Raw genomic sequence first — 17465 nt, forward strand, 5'->3', positions numbered from 1 at the left:
ACTCTTCCTTCCATTCCCATACACGCTCAAGGAACTTCTCACGCCCCAGGTCATAGCGGCTCTTGCCTTCCTTGCGAAGCGCTTCCTCTACCTTCGCCTGTGTTGCGATTCCTGCATGGTCGCAGCCCGGCATCCAGAGCGTATTGTAGCCCTGCATACGGCGCCAGCGAATCAAAATATCCTGCAGAGTGTTATCCATAGCATGTCCCATGTGCAGCTGACCTGTGACATTCGGTGGCGGTATTACAATACTGTACGGGTCCTTATCCTCCTCCACTTCCGCGTGGAAAAGATTATTTTTCTCCCAGTACTCATACCATTTCTTCTCAAAGGATTTCGGGTCATAGACCTTAGGGATGTTGCTTTCTTCTGACATTCTTGCTTCCTCCTGTTTCATGAAACTAAAAAAGCCCTTCCGTCCATCTGGACGAAAGAGCCTGCTTTCGTGGTACCACCAAAATTCCCGGAGAGATTCTCCGGCTCAAGACAATAACGCCGTCGCGCGCCGCTGCTTACTCAATTCTGCAGGGAAACTCCGAAGCGACCTTCCACTATCCTGCGCGGGAACTCACACCAACCGTTCCTTCTCTGAACCGCCCGACCGTGTACTCCTCTTCTTCATCGCTTATAAACTGTATTATCCCATATACGCTATCTTAGCATAACACCGAAGAGTTTGCAACGAATAAAAGAAAGCTCTGCCGCATTCGACAGAGCAAAAATTTCTGGTGCGGACGAGAGGGGTCGAACCTCCACGCCTTGCGGCACTGGATCCTAAGTCCAGCGCGTCTGCCAGTTCCGCCACGCCCGCATTCTATCAAATTATCAGTAATACCATCGCTCTAGTTTTCTATATAACTAAGTATCACTCGGCAGCGTGGCCAGTAGGCATTCACTAAGCTGCTAAAGCAGCAAGTGCCTGCGATACGCCACGCCCGCATTTATCAACCTTATGATTATATACTTTAGTAAATCAATGTTGCAATTCTAGCATGAACAATAAACTATGTCAATTTTCACGCTTATCTTCTTCAATCAGCTTCGTCAGCAGCTCTTTCGTTATATCCTTTTCCGAATAAAGCTGAATACCGTTTCTTTTCAAAAGCGCAGCACATACGCCCTGCCCTTTTATCTTAGTGTGTGAAAAAGTGCCGTTATAAACAGTATTCACCCCGCATGAAGGACTGCTCTCCTTTAATATTGCGACGCACGCATTATGCTTCTTTGCTGTCTCAAGCACAATCTCTGCGCCGCGGAGAAATTCAGCCGTACAGTCTTTTCCTGTCGGGCTCTGCACTGCCGCACGATTTTCCAGCACGTCCTCTCCCACACCGTTCTGTATCTCCACCGGCTCCCTCGGGCGCTGAAGTCCTCCAAATGTTTCAGGGCAAACAGGCACAAAGCGTCCTTCTTTTTCTGCTTCCTTCAAAAGCTCCTGCAAATTATCTCCGCCGTCATATTTTACCTTCTGCCCCAAAAGGCAGGCGCTTACAAGAATCATACTGTTCCTCCGAAAATTTTTATTCACTTTAATCAGTATACCAATTCTTCAAAAGAAAAACACCCCGTCACAACGAACGGGGTGCATGTAAAGCATGTATTTTTTATCGCATAAAGGTCTGACTTGCGAGATTTGTGAGCATAGCAAGAAGCTCAGGATATATACCCGTACCGACAGTAGCTATGACAGAAAGCAGTACCGTCGCACGCACACCAAAGGGTATTCTGAACGCCGTGTTAGCCGTTTCTTCCTCAGGCGTGAGGTCTCTGTACATAGCTTTCGCAACAAGCAGATAGTAGTAAACGGAAATCATGGACATTACAAAGCCTATAAATGCCAGCCACAGATATCCGCGTTCAACTGCTGCCGTAAAAATATACATTTTACCCGAGAAGCCTGCCGTAGGCGGTATACCTGCCATGGAAAGCAGCGATACCGTCATTACTGCCGCAAGAAGCGGAGCCGACTGAGCAAGGCCTGTCAGATGCGTATGCGTTGTACCGCCGCGGTATACTTCAACGCATGTAAGCACCGCAAAAGCACCCACATTAGCAAATACATAAAGCATTGCGTAGAACAGAACTGCTTTCATTCCCGCAGCATCTGCCGATGCTATACCGCACATCATGTAACCTGCCTGTGCGATTGAAGAATATGCCAGCATACGTTTCACGTCTGTCTGACGTATCGCCATTATATTGCCGCCAACCATACATATTGCCGCAAACACTGCCAATAAAGGTATCCAATATCCGCCAAGAAGCGGGAACGCTGCATACAGTGCGCGCATAAATACCGCTATTCCTGCTGCCTTCGAGCCCATAGCCAAAAGTGCCGTAACAGGTGTCGGTGCACCCTGATAAACATCAGGAGCCCACATATGGAACGGAATTACCGACAGTTTGAAAAAGAAACCGATCATTACAAGCACAATGCCTGCAAGACCAATGGAAAATACCATCTGGATGCTTCTGCAGATAACAGCAAAATCAAGGCTTCCTGTTGCACCGTAAACAAGACTGATGCCATAAAGCATAACGGCTGTGGAACCGGCTCCGACAACCAAATATTTTACCGATGCCTCGCCCGAATCCGGCACATCCATACGCTGCCCCACAAGGACATAGAAGGAGACTGTCATAAGCTCGAGTCCTACAAACATGGTAAGCAAGTCGTTTGCCGAGGCCATTACACACATTCCAAGAAGTGCTGCCATCAAAAGCGTATAAAACTCACCCGGACTCTTTATATTTTTCTCAACATAATCAAGTGAGAAAAGGACGCTGAAAAGCATTCCGAGAATAAACAGCTGCTTAAAGAAAAGTGCATAATTGTCCTCTAAAAACAGCCCGTCAAAGAAGGTCATGCTCGGTCCCGTATGATAAAGCCCGAAGGTATATACAAGAGCAGCCAAAAGGCCCGAAATGACGAGATAGCCTATACCCCTGCGTGTCTCCTTCTTCGGAAGAACGAGATCCACCGCCAGAGCCACAGTCATAATGACAAGAATAAAAATCTCTGTAGATACTGCCCAGAAGTTCATCAGAATCCACCTCCCAGCAGCATAGGTACATCAGAAAGTGCGGCCAGCATTGGAGCAAGAGGCTGTACTCCTGAATCAATAACACGCATCAAAAGCTCAGGGAAAATACCAAAGCCTACGAGGAACAGTCCAAGCAGGAGAAGAGGAAGAACCTCCACGCCCTTCTGGTCTTCATACTGAGCAAAATGCTCGTCCTTCGGTCCGAAAAGCACCTTTGCAAGCATTCGGAGAATATAGAGTGCCGTAAATATGATACCCGCAATCGCGAGCACCGCAAAGAACGGATACACTCCGATAGTTCCCATGAAAATCGTGACCTCAGGAACAAATTCAATGAGTCCCGGAAGGCCCACCGAAGCCATGCCTGCCAGCATAAAACCGATAGTCACGCGTGGGAAATAATGTGCCAGTCCCTTCAGGTCAGGTATGCTTCTCATGTGAGTTTTTTCGTATACATATCCAATCTGGGAGAAAAACAGCGATGCCATGATACCGTGAGCCACCATATTGGCTATGGCGCCGCTGATGCTTACAACATTCAGTGCCGCAAAACCGAGGAGCACATAGCCCATGTGTGAAACGGACGAATAACCGATTATGTATTTGAGATCCTTCTGCACCATAGCACAGTATGCCGCATACATTACGTTAATCATTGCAAGTCCTGCAATGAGAGGCGCCCAGAACTTCGCGACAAGAGGAAGCACCATGAGGCCGAGTCGGATAAGACCGTACCCTCCTATTTTCTTCAAAACACCGGCATGAATCATGGATACTGCCGTCGGCGCACCCGCGTAGCCGTCAGGAGACCAGCTGTGGAACGGGAACATGGAAAGCAGTGAACCGAAGCCTGTGAGAAGAAGCAGGAATACGAAAATCTGGAATTCCGCGCTCATATTTCCCATCTGGCTTGCCATAATGAGTGCCTGTATGTCGAAGGTTCTCTGCCCTGCCGGGTACGCGCCCAGATAAAGCGACACAATACCCACAAGCATGAACGCCGAACCCATCAGAAGGAAAATCGTCAGCTTCATGCCCGAATATTCCTTCGGAACACGTTTCGTCGAACCCCAGATAAGCACCATAATATAAATAGGAATTACAACGACCTCATAGCAGAGCAGGAATATGAAAAGGTCGCATGCAACAAAAGTACCTGTTACACCTGCAATGAGGATGAGCAGCAGAATAAAGAATTCCTTTGCTCTTTTCTCTATGTTCCATGAACTGAACACAGAAGCCAATCCGATAACATCAGTTAGCAGGAGCATTGGCAAAGAAATGCCGTCGATTCCCAAAGAATACGAAACCCCTAAATCTGTTACCCACGGAATCTGCTCTGTGAACTGCATACCGCCAACTGCCGTATCATACGCGGCATAAGCGTACAGAGTCAGGCATGTCGCCAGCCCCATAGCCGCCGCCGCAAGCATACGGATCTGCTCACGGGCTTCACGCGGCAGGAAACAGATTACCAGTGCCATCAGAAGCGGTGCCAGGAGGACGGTGGATAAAAGAGGAAAACCCATTAAAATGCACCTCCCAGCAGATTAAGAATACGAACCGCATAGAAAACACTATACGCCACAAGAACAATAACTCCGCAGTAGAACACAGCCACGTAACGCTGAGCCTGTCCGTTCTGCAGTGCGGTAAACACGCAGGAAAGGCAGCCTACACCCTTTGCAAGGCCGTTTACCACACCATCGACAACGTGCAGGTCAAACCAGTACAGTACAGCGCCGAGCTTGTCGACGAAAGTATTTCGCACAATCGTGTAAAATTCATCAACATAGTATTTGTTATAGCTGAGAGTGTAAAGAATACCAAACCGCTGCGCCAGAAGATGCGCGGAGAAGCGTTTTGCAACATAAATCTCATACGCAAGCGCAAACGCAATAAGAGTCAGCAGAACGGAAGAACCGGCAATCATAAAATCAATATGCTCTTCCTGAACCGCACCGAAATACACCCATTCACCAAAGCCCGCGAAATGTCCCCAAGCACCACTGACAACCGCAAGCACTGCAAGAACAACAAGCGGCATACGCATATAGGAATTTGTTTCGTGAGCAGGGCAGTCCTCTCTGACCTCTCCGAAGAAAGCGACGAACAAAAGACGCGCCATGTAGAACGCTGTCAAGAATGCCGTAGCCGCAGCCAGAAGATAAAGCGGCATACTTACCTCAGCGGCAGCAGCAAGAATCATATCTTTGGAAAAGAATCCCGCAAACGGCGGAACGCCTGCAATAGCCAGTACACCTACAGCCATACATTTGAACGTTGTAGGCATACGGTGCCGCAGACCGCCCATCTTAAAGATATCTGCTTCCTCGTTCATAGCCTCGATAACCGCGCCGGCACAGAGGAACAGCAGCGCCTTGAAAAAAGCGTGCGTCATGAGATGGAACATAGAAGCCGTCAGCGAACCCACACCCAGAGCAAGCATCATATAACCGAGCTGGCTTATGGTGGAATACGCAAGAATGCGTTTGAACGGACGCTGGGTTATTGCAATCGTCGCGGCAAAGAACGCCGTAAATCCGCCAATCCATGCGATAACAGTCATGACTGCCGGCAGAGCGCTGAAGATAAAATACGCGCGTCCGACAAGGTAAACGCCGGCAACAACCATCGTCGCTGCATGAATCAACGCCGAAACAGGAGTCGGGCCTTCCATAGCATCAGGCAGCCACACATGAAGCGGGAACTGGCCTGATTTACCGATAGGTCCGATAAAAAGCAGAAGCCCTACAACCGTCATGAATCCCGTTCCCGAAATCCAGATATAGGCCGGAACAAGCTCCTTTAACTCCATGAAATCCAGCGTACCGAAGGTAATCTGCAGAAGCAGTATACCCAGCAGCATGCCAAAATCACCGATACGCGTAGTGATGAATGCTTTTTTCGCGGCTTCCCGCGCAGAGATTTTGTAATAGTAGAAACCTATAAGAAGATACGAGCAGACACCGACAAGCTCCCAAAATGCATACATCTGCAGGAAATTTACAGAGATAACAAGTCCCAGCATGGAAGATGCGAAAAGTGACAGGAATGCGAAGAAACGGCCTGCCCCCGGATCATGCTCCATGTATCCTACAGAATAAATCTGTACCAGCAAAGCTACTGTTGTGACAACGATGAGCATCATAGCTGTCATGGGATCTACAAGCACACCCATAGAAAGCTCCAGGGTTCCCATCTTTGCCCACAATACCTTCTGAATGAACGGATTGTCCATCGTTATCGGACCGCTGATTACCGCAGCCAGCACTCCGAGAGCAAGCAGGAAGGACACCGAAATCATTGATATTGCAATCTTCGCCGAGATACTTTTATCAAGCCGTGTGAAGAACCCTATAACAACAAAGGCCAGTGCCGGAAGCAGCGGGATAAGCCATGCGTGTGTTAATGCAAATTCAGACATCCGTAAGCTCCCTCCTAACCTTTCATATTATTGAGTTCATCAATGTGAATACTTCCGTGTTCGCGATAAATACGAAACGCGAGAGCAATACCGACCGCCACCTCGGAAGCTGCCACCGCTACCGAAAAAATAGCCATAAGCTGACCTGAAAAATCCTGAAACGGACGATAGTGGTTAAACGCAACGAGGTTGATATTTGCTGCGTTGAGCATGAGCTCCACACACATGAGTGTTGAAATAATGCCCTTTTTCGTCAGAAGACCGTAAAGTCCGATAGAGAAAAGCACCGCAGCGAGAAGAAGAAAATGCGCAAGTCCCACATGAAGCGACCAATTAACGATGTCCATTACAGAAAGGGAGAATATATCTATCATGATTCATGTGCCCCCTTTGCAAGAACCAGTGCTCCTATCATCGCTATGAGCAGAAGTACTGCCGCCACCTCGAAGGGAATGATATATTTCGTGAGCATCATATCCGCGAGGCCTGTCACGGAATCACCAAGGTCAACGGTAACATTTTTGAACGGCGTAAGCAGCGTGACGAGAGCCATGCAGCAAAAGAACATCCCTGAAATTACCGCCGCACCGACTCTGCACCAGATATTTCTGGACGGATTCGATTCCGACATATCATCACGGCGGGTAAGCATCAGCGCCATGACAATCAGAATTGCAACCGCACCGCCATAAACCAGGAACTGCACTGCCCCAATAAACGGAGATGACATATAAATGTAGAGACACCCTACGCCGATAAATGATGCTGTAAGCAAAAGCGCGCTGTGAACTACATTCTTACAGAGCACAACACCGAGAGCAGAAAGTACCGAAACCCACATGAGCGCGTAAAAGACACTTGCGTCTATAAGCGTTCCCATATCGAGGTCTGCCGCGGTTCCCATGCCCCAGTTAACGACACCGTGTATGAGATTCACTGCTTCATTCATTCGGCTTCCCCTCCGTTTCTGTCTTTTCCTCCGCTTTTGCGCCTTCCTTTTCAGGCTTTGCCGCTTCAGCAGGCTTCGGCGGTACCGGTTTTTTCGGGACGATTGGAGGTGCCGGATTAGCCGCAGCCGCCTCCATGACCTGCTTCAGATACTCTCTGTCAGAATCCGTCAACACCTCATAATCAAAGGCTTCTCTGTGATATGCAGATATTTCGTAATTCTGATCCCAGTGAAGACCGTGAAGCGCACAATTCTCGATGCAAAGGTCGCAATACATGCAGCGTCCCATGTGATGTATATAGCTTGTCAGATGTCTTTTGCGCTGCGCGTCGGTAACTACCTTAAGCTCAATGGCTCCGTTCGGACATGCCATCGAGCAAAGCTGACATGCGATACATTTTTTGTAGTCAAGCTTCAAATGACCTCCGCGGAACCGCTCCGGCATCGGCAGCTTTTCCTCAGGATAGCAGAATGTCGCCTTTTTCCCGAAAAAATGCTTGAGGGTGACACGCATGCCCGTTATTAAACCTTTTCCAAACATAAACTGTCATTCCCTCCTCACATCATCGAACGCCATACATAAACGCCGATTCCCGTGAACATCATATTTACGAGTGCAAGCGGCAGCAGCACCTTCCAGCTGAATGAAAGCATCTGGTCAATTCTTGTACGCGGGAAGGTCCAGCGGAACCACATGAATACAAACACCATAAGGAGCACCTTAAGCCAGAACCACACGACACCCGGCAGGAAAGGTCCATGCCATCCTCCGAGGAAGAATGTGGTCGTAAGAATAGATATAGAAAGAAGATTTGCGTACTCCGCCAGGAAGAAAAGCGCCCAGCGCATGCCGCTGTACTCGGCAAAAGGTCCTGCGACAATCTCCGATTCATCCTCAACAAGGTCAAAAGGCGTACGATTCGTCTCAGCAGTTGCGGTTATTATATAGATAATAAAGGCAATCGGCTGAAGTACGATAAACCATACGTTTTCCGCCTGCGCCGCAACAATATCATTCATGCGCATAGAGCCTGTTATCATCACAACACCCAAAAGCGAAAATACCATCGGAGCCTCATAGCTGAGCATCTGTGCCACAGTACGCATTCCGCCTATGTATGCATATTTGCTGTTGGACGCGTAGCCGCCCATGAGGAAAGGCAGCACCGACTGTGAGGATATCGCCAGGAGCAGAAATACACCTACATTAACATCCGCAAAAACCGCCCCCTCATCAAAGGGAAACAGTCCGTAAATCAATGCCGACGGCACAAACAAAAGCATTGGAGAAAGAGCCCATACAACACGGTCACACCCGTTTGGGATTATATCCTCCTTGCTCATGAGCTTCAGCATATCAGCTATAGGCTGGAGAAGTCCGAAGCGTCCGCCTACACGGTTCGGTCCAAGGCGCACCTGCATAAAAGCGCAGACCTTTCTTTCCGCATAGGTAAGAACTATCGCTGCAGTCAGAATAACGGCAATGCAGGCACCAAGCCCGACGAACTTCATGACTATATCAGTCAGAAGCTCATTCCCAAGAATATACAGAATGAGACTGCGCAGCCATTCGGCAGCCGCTCCCACGGTTATATTTTCCATTGCGCATTCTCCCTTCAGCAGTCTACCTCGCCCATCAGAGGATCGATGGCCGAGAACGCAGCGACCGAGTCGCCGATAAGATAACCCTTGCACATATCATTAAGTCCCTGCATATTGACGAAGGACGGTCTGCGGATATGTACGCGGTACGGCTTTGTGGAGCCGTCGCTTACAATATAAAAGCCAAGCTCTCCGCGCGTACCCTCCGTACGGCTGAATACTTCTCCCTTGGGAGGACGCAGTACCTTCGGCACCTTTGCCATGAAAGGTCCCTCAGGAAGTCCGTCAAGTGCCTGCTTTACAATCTTCGCGCTTTCAAAAATTTCATTGTAGCGTACATTGAAACGGTCCCAATTGTCCCCGTTCTTTCCGGTTACAACATTGAAATCGAACTTCGGATATACACTGTAGCCGTCAACCTTTCGGATGTCGTACGGTATACCCGTGGCACGGATATTCGGACCCGTCATGTTATGTGAGAGCGCAGTTTCCTGCGACAGTTTTGAAATCCCCTTAAGACGGCTCATGAAAATCTCGTTCCCGAGAAGAATCTTTTTGTATTCCTCCATAAATTCAGGAACATGCTCCAGGAATTTATATGTTTTCTCAATAAACTCAGGCTGAACATCACGATTCACACCGCCTATGCGGATGTAGTGGAACGTCATTCGCGCGCCGCACACGAGGTTAAATAAATCCAGAATCTCCTCGCGGTCACGGAAGGTATAAAGCATACCTGTGCTGGCGCCCAAATCAATAGCCAGGGACCCGATAAAAACAAGATGGCTTGCTATACGGTTCAGCTCCGCAACAATAACGCGGATATATTCGGCACGCTCCGGCACCTCTATTCCGGCAAGCTCTTCCACCGCACGGCAGTAGCCGAAGTTATTATTCATAGAAGACACGTAATCAAGACGGTCCGTGTATGGTACGCCCTGAACATAGGTACGATTTTCAAGCATTTTCTCGACACCGCGGTGCAGATAACCCATGATAGGTGTAGCACTGATTATATTTTCTCCGTCGAGCTCAAGCTGGACACGCAGTACACCATGTGTACTTGGATGCTGCGGTCCCATGTTAAGGGTATATGTTTCTGTACCCGCCATCTCAGTGTCCCCTCCTCGTAATACGCTCCACAAACGGTGGTGCAATCTGCTTGTAATCCTTTCTGAGCGGATGTCCCGGGAAGCCTTCCCAAAGCAGTATACGGCGAAGGTCCGGGTGACCCGTGATATTTATCCCCATAAGGTCATATACCTCGCGCTCTTCAAACTCAGAACCCGAAAATACGGAAGTAACAGACGGAATCTCAGGATTTTCATGGTCGAGCTTCACCTTGACTGTAATCCATAAATTCTCATCTGCGGAATCTTTGCACGTATCCGCTGTTTTCCATGCAAAAAGATGATATACCATCTCAAAGTACGTCTTGTAATCAACAGCAGTGAGATTTTCCATGCGGGTAAATCCCATTTCGTCACGCAGGAACTTCAAAAGAGCAATAAGCTCATCAGCAGAAATGTAGACTGCCGGCTTTGCTTCCTCTCCCGAATATTCCGCAGCAGGAAATCTGCGCTTTATATCCTCCAGCGCCGCTGCATCAACATACGTTTTCATACTCCTGCCACCTTCTTTTCCTGCGGTGCAGTCTGCTCTTTAAGCTCAGGGTGCATAATAAGCTCCTTGAGTTTAAGCATTCCTTCAATAAGAGCCTCAGGACGCGGCGGGCATCCCGGGATATACACATCTACCGGAAGAATTGTGTCGATTCCGGGCACAACAGCATATGAATCAGCAAACGGACCGCCGGCAATTGGGCAGTTGCCCATAGCGATTACATATTTAGGTTCCGGCATTTCCTCATACAGACGGACAATCGGTGTCGCCATCTTCCATGTCAGCGTTCCCGCAACAATAAGCAGGTCTGCCTGACGCGGACACGGACGGAATACCTCATATCCGAAACGCGAAAGGTCAAAACGCGCCGCGGCACAGCTCATCATTTCAATTGCGCAGCATGCCAGTCCCGAAGAAAGGGGCCAGATGGAGTTTCCATGAGCCCATTTGAAGAGCTGGTCTACTTTCGTTACGATGACATTATCTTTAAGAATCGGAGGTACAATATCCACTATTTCCATGACAATGCTCCTTTCTTCCATGCATACCAAAGTCCGAGGCCCAAAATCCCGAGAAACAGGAACATTTCAAGCAGCGCGAAAAGTCCGAGCGCCCCGAAACGTACTGCCCAGGGATAGAGAAAAACAGTCTCGATATCAAACACAAGAAAAATCAATGCATAAAGGAAATATCCGATCCTGTACTGCACATAAGTTTTTCCTATTGTATCTACACCGCACTCGTACGGGATTCCCTTTTGCTTCGTCGGATGACGCGGCTGCAGCAAAAATGCAGGTATAAGCGCTGTAACCGGAAAAATCAGGGTTACAACAAAAAAGATACCAAGTCCTCCAAAATCTCCCATGTTTTTCATTCCTTCCTGCCTGTATACAGTAAACAATATACTTCAATATGAAAGAACGGCTATCGCATGCAGCGCACACGATAACCGTATGTTTTATTCCTCAGGTCCGGGCTATATGTATATCACCCGCCACAACACAGACCCCTTTCGTTTACGCAATAGTTGAGCAAAGAAACAAATTTATTTCGTTATCCAAAATAACTACGAAACCTAGTATACCTCTTTACACTTACTAATGCAATACTTTTATTTAAAAAACTATTATGTAAACTATGGGTTTTATGTATGAATATATCATATTACACTATCAAATCAACAACCACAAAAAATGTATACATTTGTAACTTTTATGGCATAAAAAAAAGAACGCTTTCGCGTTCTTTTTCGTTTTCAGTTAAAACAAATCATCATCTGCTTCATTAAGGCGTCTGTTGATTGTTGTAAGACCTTTATAAATCATAGTAAGATCAATATCATTGCCGCGGGCTTCCATGTATTTCTCAATCTTGCGTTTTACACGCTGGAGCGCATTGTCGATGGATTTGACATGCCTGTTGAGGTCAACGGCAATCTCCTGATATGAATGACCGTCAAGATAGCTCATGAGAACACGCCACTCGAGGTCGCTCAGTATGCTCTCCATCTTCTCGGCAATATCAACAAACTCCTCACGGCTGATAATAAGCTCTTCCGGGTCGGACACCCTGACTCCCGACAAAACATCAAGAAGTGTGCGGTCAGAGTCCTCATCATATATTGGCTTGTTAAGTGAAACATAGGAATTAAGCGGAATATGCTTCTGTCTCGTTGCCGTCTTGATAGCCGTAATAATCTGGCGTGTCACGCAAAGCTCCGCAAATGCACGGAAAGACGACAGCTTGTCATTGCGAAAATCACGGATAGCCTTATAAAGGCCAATCATGCCTTCCTGAATAATATCCTCACGGTCCGCACCGATAAGGAAGTAGGAACGGGCTTTCGCACGGACGAAGTTCTTATATTTATTTATGATGTAATCGAGTGCCTGCTTGTCGTCATTATCCTTGATGGAAAAAACGATATCCTCATCACTCAGATTATCGAACTCGCTTAAAACCTCTTCGTTTGTCTGCGTAGACGTTTCTATCTCCATCCGAACATCCTCCCGGCAGGCACAACGTGCACTGTAATGGCCCCTCATTCCGATGCTATAACATGAATTATAAACCACGAACCCACGTCCGTCAAGGCATAGGCAATTTTGGATACATAATAAGTGCTATTATCCTATATAAAGTCAAATGTTCTGTCAGTTTTTCCCTTTTCTGAGGGCATCCAGAATGGCTGCCGTATCTCGGTCTATACGCCCGCCTATCTCATTTCGCGAAACAACCGCTGCTGCAGGAATAAGATAATCCTTTCTCAGCAGTTTTTTTACGCGTTTTACCTGCTTCAAAAGTTCCCGCGACGGAAGCCTGTAGGCACCTGCTCCCAGTATTACGCTCTGCTCTGCTCCGTCCGAGGTAACAACATGAACCTCACGTCCCATTCGCACAGATTCGTACGCCAGCCTTTCAATACAGCTGTCCGCAGTCTCACCCGGCGCTGTGTATATTACCGTAAGATGCTTTCCACGTTTCTCTTCATGGGCTTCGTCCGTAGTAAAGAGCGCATCAAAGACAACAGTCACATCATAGCTTTCATAAGCTCCGTATTCCTGCATAATGTGAAGAAGCCTGTCTCTTGCCTCAGCAAGCTCTCCTCTGGAAAGCTTTTCAAGTTCAGGCCATGAGTGGATAACATTGTAGCCGTCGATAATATAATGTTCTCTTTTACGGCTCATGTTTTCCGCCCTCTTTTACTTTTTCCTCCGCTGCCTCAGAACTTCATACATCAAAACAGCTCCCGCAACCGATGCATTCAAGGAATTGATATGTCCTACCATAGGCAGGCTCAAAATGAAATCACAGTTTTCTCTGGTGAGACGTGCAACACCGTGACCTTCTCCGCCTATTACCAGCACAAGCGGCCCGGTAAGATCTGTCTCATCGTATGCAGTGCCGTCCATGTCTGCTGCCGCCACCCAAAATCCTGCTTCCTTCAGCTGCTTTAATGTCTGCACTACGTTTCCGATTCTTGCAACCGGCACGTATTCAACGGCTCCGGCAGAGGTTTTCGCAACCGTTGCGGAAAGCGGGCAGCTGCGGCGTTTCGGGATTAATACACCGTCAACGCCTGCAGCGTCGGCAGTACGGAGAATAGCGCCAAGATTATGCGGATCCTCCAGTTCATCAAGCAAAACAAGGAACGGGGCTTCTTTATCCTTTACCTTTTCCAGGATATCGTCAAGCTCCGCGTAAGGCACAGGAGAAGCATACGCAAGAACGCCCTGATGACGGTGCCCTGCCGCTATATCCTCTATCTTGCGGCGCGATACGGTTTCCGCGGGAACACCACGTTCCTTTGCGAGCGCGATAATTTCACGCACCGATCCCAGATGGTCGCCCTCTGCAATCAGCAGTTTATTTATTCCCCGGCCGCTCTTCAAAAGCTCAGTCACGGCATTACGGCCGACAACAACATCGTCAGGAAGCTCCGACGGCTTTTCCTGCCGTGCTTCACCCCGCGAAACACGTTCTTCTGTGCGCTTTGGCGGGCGCGGCTTTCTGTCGTCTGATTTGTTTCTTTCTGCGCGCGTTCTTTCTGCGCGGTTCTTTTGTTTCTTTTCCATCTTACTTCCTTATTCTTCACGCATACGAATCATTTCATTGAATTTTCCGCATGTCATATTGCCCTCAGGGCATGCACCCGTCTGCACGCAGGATGCTCCCGCGTTCTTAAAGAGAAGCGGAGCGGCTTTTTTGACTTCTGCCAGCATCTTATACGCAAGCGCACGGATTTCCCACTGCGCGCGGTTGCAGCAGCGAAGATTAAAGAAATGCATGAGTGAACGGGCATTCATGGTAACAACGATTTTCGTCTCTGTAGCATTTGCGAGCACGTAGCGGGCATCTTCTTTAGGAACTCCAAGCTCAGTGAACTCGTCATACGCCTCACGAATTGTCTTCATCAAATCCTCGAATTTCGCCTTTGCCTCAGGCTTTTCGGCAATAGAAGGAGGAATTATATATTCAAAATCATGCGCAGCGACGTAGCGCTGTGACTGCTGGGAATACGATGCCAGCCTGTGACGTACAAGCTGATGGGTAAGCACACGGGAAATTCCCTCGATTCCGAACGTGAAGGATACATGCTCAAATGTAGAAGCATGTCCCATCTCTGCCAATTTTTTCACGAGATTCTCTATCTGCGTATCGCTCATTTTTTCCTTGAGCTCCTCCGCTCCGGAGGGAGAATAGCAGAGACGTGCCGCCATTGCGACAACCCTTTCGGGATTCGGTGTATGTTCAAGCAAAGTTACTTTTATCATAGTGCTTCCCTCTTTACTTACTTTCTTTCTTCGTCAAATTCATAAGCTCCTTCGAAATAGCCTGAAAGGATGCTTCTGTTATTTCTTCCAACCGTTCAAACTGCTTTGTAAGGTACAGTGTTCCCAAAAGCGCCTCAAAGCCCGTACTCATATGATACTCCCGTACACTTGCAGCCCGCGGGGCATGGCTGTGTGCATTGCGCCCACGCTTAAAAATACTTTTTTCTTCCTCTGTCAGCATGGGCTCAATGGCAAGGTACGCCTTCGCCTGCCACACCGCTGAAACAATCTGGGCGCTGAAGCTGTTCAGTATCTGAACCTTGTTCTGCTCATAGGAAAGCAGCCGACCCCGCACAAAAAGATGAAAATACGCATCACCCACGTACGCCGCAACAAGCGGGCTCAAAGTACGCACATCAACATCGTCATAGCGTTGGCGTATACCGCCTGCTCCGTCCGGCTCAAACATCATAGCAGTGAGCTTCTGCAGCATTTCAAACTTCATGCGCGCTCCCACCGTGTTCCGGCAGCCGTATCCTTAAGTACGATGCCGCGTTCCTTGAGCATATCGCGGATTTCATCCGCACGTGCCCAGTTCTTTTCCTTGCGTGCCGCGAGACGTTCCTCAACGAGAGCATCAATCTCCGCATCCTCATCAGTTTTGGATTCTTCTTTTGTCTCGAAGATACCGATGATTTCGGCCATATCATAGAATGCTTCCTTCGCTTTTGCGAAGTTAGCGGAATCGAAAGCCGTTCCCTGATTAACAACGTCATTGTAATAGACATTGATATCCTTGGCTGCGGCAAAAAGGTAGCTCACAGCAAGAGCCGTATTGAAATCGTCAGCCATTGCCGTGTAGAAGGCTTCTTTTGCCTCCAGCAGAGAGTCCGCAAGAGCCTTTGCCGTATCCGCAGTACCTTCAAGCTTCGAAAGCTCTTCTGCATTGCGGCGCGCATTGTCAAGACGTGTAAGACCTGCCTGTGCGTCCTTCAAACGCTCATCGCTAAAATCAAGAGGACTGCGGTAATGTGTCTGCAGAATAAAGAATCGCAGAACCTCTCCCGGATATTTTTTGAGAATGTCCGCAACGGTAAAGAAATTGCCGAGAGACTTACTCATTTTTTCTTCGTGAATAGTGATGAAACCGTTGTGAACCCAGTAATGCGCAAAGCAGTCCTCGCTGCCGCAGAAAGCCTGAGACTGAGCGATTTCGTTCTCATGATGCGGGAAGATAAGATCGCTTCCGCCGCCGTGGAAATCAAATGTGCGTCCGAGATATTTAAGTGACATTGCCGAGCACTCAATATGCCAGCCCGGGCGTCCGTTTCCCCACGGGCTTTCCCAGTAGGGTTCTCCCGGTTTTGCGGATTTCCAAAGTGCAAAATCCATGGGATTCTGTTTGCGCTCATCAACCTCAACTCGTGCTCCCGCCATCATATCGTCGAGGGAACGTCCGCTGAGCTTGCCGTATCCCTTGAATTTTTCAACGCTGTAGAAAACATCACCGTCTACAACATAAGCATATCCCTTGTCTACAAGGCCCTTTACCATATCAATGATGTCAGGAATCGTCTCAGACACACGGGGATACAAATCCGCACGGCGCACATTAAGCGCGTCCATAGATGTAAAGTACACGTCTATATTGTGGTCTGCGACTTCCTTCCATGTCTTCCCCTGTTCGTGGGATACACGGATAATCTTATCGTCAACATCAGTAAAGTTTTGAATATATCTTACCTTGTAACCGCACTTTGCAAAGAAACGGCGAATTGTATCCCATGTAACGAAGGGACGCGCGTTGCCGATATGCGGGTCGTTATACGGTGTAACACCGCAGACATAAATACCGACCTTACCTTCTTCAATAGGCTGAAACGTTTCCTTCTGCCGCGTAAGAGTATTATATACCTGTATTGTTCTCATACTTTATCTCACAGCTCCTGTCGAATTATATCTGCTATTCCATAGCAGAGAATATGCTCTCCGTTCTCGTCCTTCATTCTTTCAAGCTGGTCTACGGAATAGCCGCTTGCCCTGAATACAAGCATAAGCTCATCACGCGCTGCCTGTGCGGCTTTGTGCGCATTTTTGAGTTTAAGACCTACATTACCGGTCATACGAAGCATATTCAATTCATTCTCCGTCATAAGGCAGGCAGTACCTTTTTCATTGATTTCCTCAATATAATTCATTGTATTGTCTCCTTCATTACGTCATCGCGCACCTTTATCAAGCAACAATGCGCCAACTCTTATTATAATGCCTTCAATCAAAGTTTGCCATAGGCAAACTTTCCTCTGCGGCATTTCAACGAGGCGGGAGATATGCTCACCGCCTGTTATTTGTCCCAGCCCCCACTTACAGAAGTGGGGGACATCTTTTGCCGAGTTATACAGCTAATAACATAGTTTTGCTATAGAAAAAGCCGCCGGAATTTCCGACGGCTTTACAGCTTTCGCGTTTATTACTTCTTGTCAATCTTCGTGATGTCTGCACCGAACCATTTTTCGGAAATCTTCGCCATGGTGCCATCCTTGCGC

Annotated in this window: 20 protein-coding genes, 1 tRNA gene and 1 other annotated feature; all 21 genes read right to left on the reverse strand. The window is 48.1% G+C overall.

Annotation, left to right across the window (positions count from 1 at the left end; translation table 11 throughout):
- On the reverse strand, window positions 1-376 hold a 376-nt coding region (locus tag ACY69O_RS02280), incomplete at its 3' end, for a class I tRNA ligase family protein (protein WP_462331849.1).
- Between the two features lie 44 nt (window positions 377-420).
- Window positions 421-631 (reverse strand) — a binding site (T-box leader).
- A gap of 95 nt (window positions 632-726) precedes the next feature.
- A tRNA-Leu gene (locus tag ACY69O_RS02285) sits at window positions 727-811 on the reverse strand.
- 198 nt (window positions 812-1009) lie between these two features.
- Window positions 1010-1501, reverse strand: a complete 492-nt coding sequence (locus tag ACY69O_RS02290; RefSeq protein WP_462331850.1) for a 2-thiouracil desulfurase family protein — start codon at window positions 1499-1501, stop codon at window positions 1010-1012.
- Between the two features lie 103 nt (window positions 1502-1604).
- Window positions 1605-3044 (reverse strand): NADH-quinone oxidoreductase subunit N, encoded by a 1440-nt coding sequence (locus tag ACY69O_RS02295; RefSeq protein ID WP_462331851.1) that lies wholly within the window; start codon window positions 3042-3044, stop codon window positions 1605-1607.
- Window positions 3044-4573, reverse strand: coding sequence for a complex I subunit 4 family protein (locus tag ACY69O_RS02300; protein WP_462331852.1), 1530 nt, complete (start codon window positions 4571-4573; stop codon window positions 3044-3046). The genes ACY69O_RS02295 and ACY69O_RS02300 overlap by 1 nt, the downstream gene beginning before the upstream one ends.
- On the reverse strand, window positions 4573-6471 hold the full coding sequence (nuoL, locus tag ACY69O_RS02305) for an NADH-quinone oxidoreductase subunit L (RefSeq protein WP_462331853.1): 1899 nt from the start codon (window positions 6469-6471) through the stop codon (window positions 4573-4575). Before nuoL ends, ACY69O_RS02300 begins: the two co-directional genes overlap by 1 nt.
- A gap of 14 nt (window positions 6472-6485) precedes the next feature.
- Entirely contained in the window at window positions 6486-6845 is a 360-nt protein-coding gene (nuoK, locus tag ACY69O_RS02310) for an NADH-quinone oxidoreductase subunit NuoK (RefSeq protein WP_462331854.1), read from the reverse strand.
- On the reverse strand, window positions 6842-7420 hold the full coding sequence (locus ACY69O_RS02315) for an NADH-quinone oxidoreductase subunit J family protein (RefSeq protein WP_462331855.1): 579 nt from the start codon (window positions 7418-7420) through the stop codon (window positions 6842-6844). Before ACY69O_RS02315 ends, nuoK begins: the two co-directional genes overlap by 4 nt.
- The gene (locus tag ACY69O_RS02320; protein WP_462331856.1) at window positions 7413-7961 is read right to left on the reverse strand and encodes a 4Fe-4S dicluster domain-containing protein; all 549 of its coding nucleotides are present in this window, start codon (window positions 7959-7961) and stop codon (window positions 7413-7415) included. The genes ACY69O_RS02315 and ACY69O_RS02320 overlap by 8 nt, the downstream gene beginning before the upstream one ends.
- A 17-nt stretch (window positions 7962-7978) precedes the next feature.
- Complete coding sequence (gene nuoH, locus ACY69O_RS02325) at window positions 7979-9022, reverse strand: NADH-quinone oxidoreductase subunit NuoH (protein ID WP_462331857.1); 1044 nt, start codon at window positions 9020-9022, stop codon at window positions 7979-7981.
- A gap of 14 nt (window positions 9023-9036) precedes the next feature.
- Window positions 9037-10134: an NADH-quinone oxidoreductase subunit D gene (locus ACY69O_RS02330; protein WP_462331858.1), complete on the reverse strand. Its 1098-nt coding sequence runs from the start codon at window positions 10132-10134 to the stop codon at window positions 9037-9039.
- Window position 10135: 1 nt separating this feature from the next.
- The gene (locus ACY69O_RS02335) at window positions 10136-10645 is read right to left on the reverse strand and encodes an NADH-quinone oxidoreductase subunit C (RefSeq protein ID WP_462331859.1); all 510 of its coding nucleotides are present in this window, start codon (window positions 10643-10645) and stop codon (window positions 10136-10138) included.
- Window positions 10642-11166 carry an NADH-quinone oxidoreductase subunit B gene (locus ACY69O_RS02340; RefSeq protein ID WP_462331860.1) on the reverse strand — a complete coding sequence of 175 codons (525 nt, stop codon included), beginning with the start codon at window positions 11164-11166 and terminating at the stop codon, window positions 10642-10644. Before ACY69O_RS02340 ends, ACY69O_RS02335 begins: the two co-directional genes overlap by 4 nt.
- Window positions 11157-11510, reverse strand: a complete 354-nt coding sequence (locus ACY69O_RS02345; protein ID WP_462331861.1) for an NADH-quinone oxidoreductase subunit A — start codon at window positions 11508-11510, stop codon at window positions 11157-11159. The genes ACY69O_RS02340 and ACY69O_RS02345 overlap by 10 nt, the downstream gene beginning before the upstream one ends.
- Before the next feature lie 394 nt (window positions 11511-11904).
- On the reverse strand, window positions 11905-12642 hold the full coding sequence (gene sigH, locus ACY69O_RS02350) for an RNA polymerase sporulation sigma factor SigH (protein WP_462331862.1): 738 nt from the start codon (window positions 12640-12642) through the stop codon (window positions 11905-11907).
- Between the two features lie 156 nt (window positions 12643-12798).
- Window positions 12799-13332 (reverse strand): NYN domain-containing protein, encoded by a 534-nt coding sequence (locus ACY69O_RS02355; protein ID WP_462331863.1) that lies wholly within the window; start codon window positions 13330-13332, stop codon window positions 12799-12801.
- Between the two features lie 15 nt (window positions 13333-13347).
- A complete protein-coding gene (gene rlmB / locus ACY69O_RS02360; protein WP_462331864.1) occupies window positions 13348-14220 on the reverse strand; it encodes a 23S rRNA (guanosine(2251)-2'-O)-methyltransferase RlmB in 873 nt (290 codons plus the stop codon).
- A 9-nt stretch (window positions 14221-14229) separates the two neighbouring features.
- On the reverse strand, window positions 14230-14919 hold the full coding sequence (thyX, locus tag ACY69O_RS02365) for an FAD-dependent thymidylate synthase (RefSeq protein WP_462331865.1): 690 nt from the start codon (window positions 14917-14919) through the stop codon (window positions 14230-14232).
- A 13-nt stretch (window positions 14920-14932) separates the two neighbouring features.
- A complete protein-coding gene (locus tag ACY69O_RS02370; RefSeq protein WP_462331866.1) occupies window positions 14933-15424 on the reverse strand; it encodes a Mini-ribonuclease 3 in 492 nt (163 codons plus the stop codon).
- Window positions 15421-16848, reverse strand: coding sequence for a cysteine--tRNA ligase (cysS, locus tag ACY69O_RS02375; RefSeq protein ID WP_462331867.1), 1428 nt, complete (start codon window positions 16846-16848; stop codon window positions 15421-15423). Before cysS ends, ACY69O_RS02370 begins: the two co-directional genes overlap by 4 nt.
- An 8-nt stretch (window positions 16849-16856) precedes the next feature.
- Window positions 16857-17117: a hypothetical protein gene (locus ACY69O_RS02380; protein ID WP_462331868.1), complete on the reverse strand. Its 261-nt coding sequence runs from the start codon at window positions 17115-17117 to the stop codon at window positions 16857-16859.
- Window positions 17118-17465 lie beyond the last annotated feature (348 nt).

The sequence above is a fragment of the Schwartzia sp. (in: firmicutes) genome, from assembly GCF_978017985.1.

What these genes read in the sequence shown, in the direction of transcription:
- ACY69O_RS02345 (WP_462331861.1), bottom strand. Translation starts at nt 11,510, where the DNA reads ATGGGAGATTTTGGAGGACTTGGTATCTTTTTTGTTGTAACCCTGATT.
- nuoH (WP_462331857.1), bottom strand. Translation starts at nt 9,022, where the DNA reads ATGGAAAATATAACCGTGGGAGCGGCTGCCGAATGGCTGCGCAGTCTC.
- ACY69O_RS02340 (WP_462331860.1), bottom strand. Translation starts at nt 11,166, where the DNA reads ATGGAAATAGTGGATATTGTACCTCCGATTCTTAAAGATAATGTCATC.
- ACY69O_RS02370 (WP_462331866.1), bottom strand. Translation starts at nt 15,424, where the DNA reads ATGAAGTTTGAAATGCTGCAGAAGCTCACTGCTATGATGTTTGAGCCG.
- ACY69O_RS02380 (WP_462331868.1), bottom strand. Translation starts at nt 17,117, where the DNA reads ATGAATTATATTGAGGAAATCAATGAAAAAGGTACTGCCTGCCTTATG.
- ACY69O_RS02320 (WP_462331856.1), bottom strand. Translation starts at nt 7,961, where the DNA reads ATGTTTGGAAAAGGTTTAATAACGGGCATGCGTGTCACCCTCAAGCAT.
- nuoL (WP_462331853.1), bottom strand. Translation starts at nt 6,471, where the DNA reads ATGTCTGAATTTGCATTAACACACGCATGGCTTATCCCGCTGCTTCCG.
- ACY69O_RS02295 (WP_462331851.1), bottom strand. Translation starts at nt 3,044, where the DNA reads ATGAACTTCTGGGCAGTATCTACAGAGATTTTTATTCTTGTCATTATG.
- ACY69O_RS02355 (WP_462331863.1), bottom strand. Translation starts at nt 13,332, where the DNA reads ATGAGCCGTAAAAGAGAACATTATATTATCGACGGCTACAATGTTATC.
- cysS (WP_462331867.1), bottom strand. Translation starts at nt 16,848, where the DNA reads ATGAGAACAATACAGGTATATAATACTCTTACGCGGCAGAAGGAAACG.
- sigH (WP_462331862.1), bottom strand. Translation starts at nt 12,642, where the DNA reads ATGGAGATAGAAACGTCTACGCAGACAAACGAAGAGGTTTTAAGCGAG.
- ACY69O_RS02300 (WP_462331852.1), bottom strand. Translation starts at nt 4,573, where the DNA reads ATGGGTTTTCCTCTTTTATCCACCGTCCTCCTGGCACCGCTTCTGATG.
- thyX (WP_462331865.1), bottom strand. Translation starts at nt 14,919, where the DNA reads ATGATAAAAGTAACTTTGCTTGAACATACACCGAATCCCGAAAGGGTT.
- ACY69O_RS02315 (WP_462331855.1), bottom strand. Translation starts at nt 7,420, where the DNA reads ATGAATGAAGCAGTGAATCTCATACACGGTGTCGTTAACTGGGGCATG.
- ACY69O_RS02330 (WP_462331858.1), bottom strand. Translation starts at nt 10,134, where the DNA reads ATGGCGGGTACAGAAACATATACCCTTAACATGGGACCGCAGCATCCA.
- nuoK (WP_462331854.1), bottom strand. Translation starts at nt 6,845, where the DNA reads ATGATAGATATATTCTCCCTTTCTGTAATGGACATCGTTAATTGGTCG.
- ACY69O_RS02335 (WP_462331859.1), bottom strand. Translation starts at nt 10,645, where the DNA reads ATGAAAACGTATGTTGATGCAGCGGCGCTGGAGGATATAAAGCGCAGA.
- ACY69O_RS02290 (WP_462331850.1), bottom strand. Translation starts at nt 1,501, where the DNA reads ATGATTCTTGTAAGCGCCTGCCTTTTGGGGCAGAAGGTAAAATATGAC.
- rlmB (WP_462331864.1), bottom strand. Translation starts at nt 14,220, where the DNA reads ATGGAAAAGAAACAAAAGAACCGCGCAGAAAGAACGCGCGCAGAAAGA.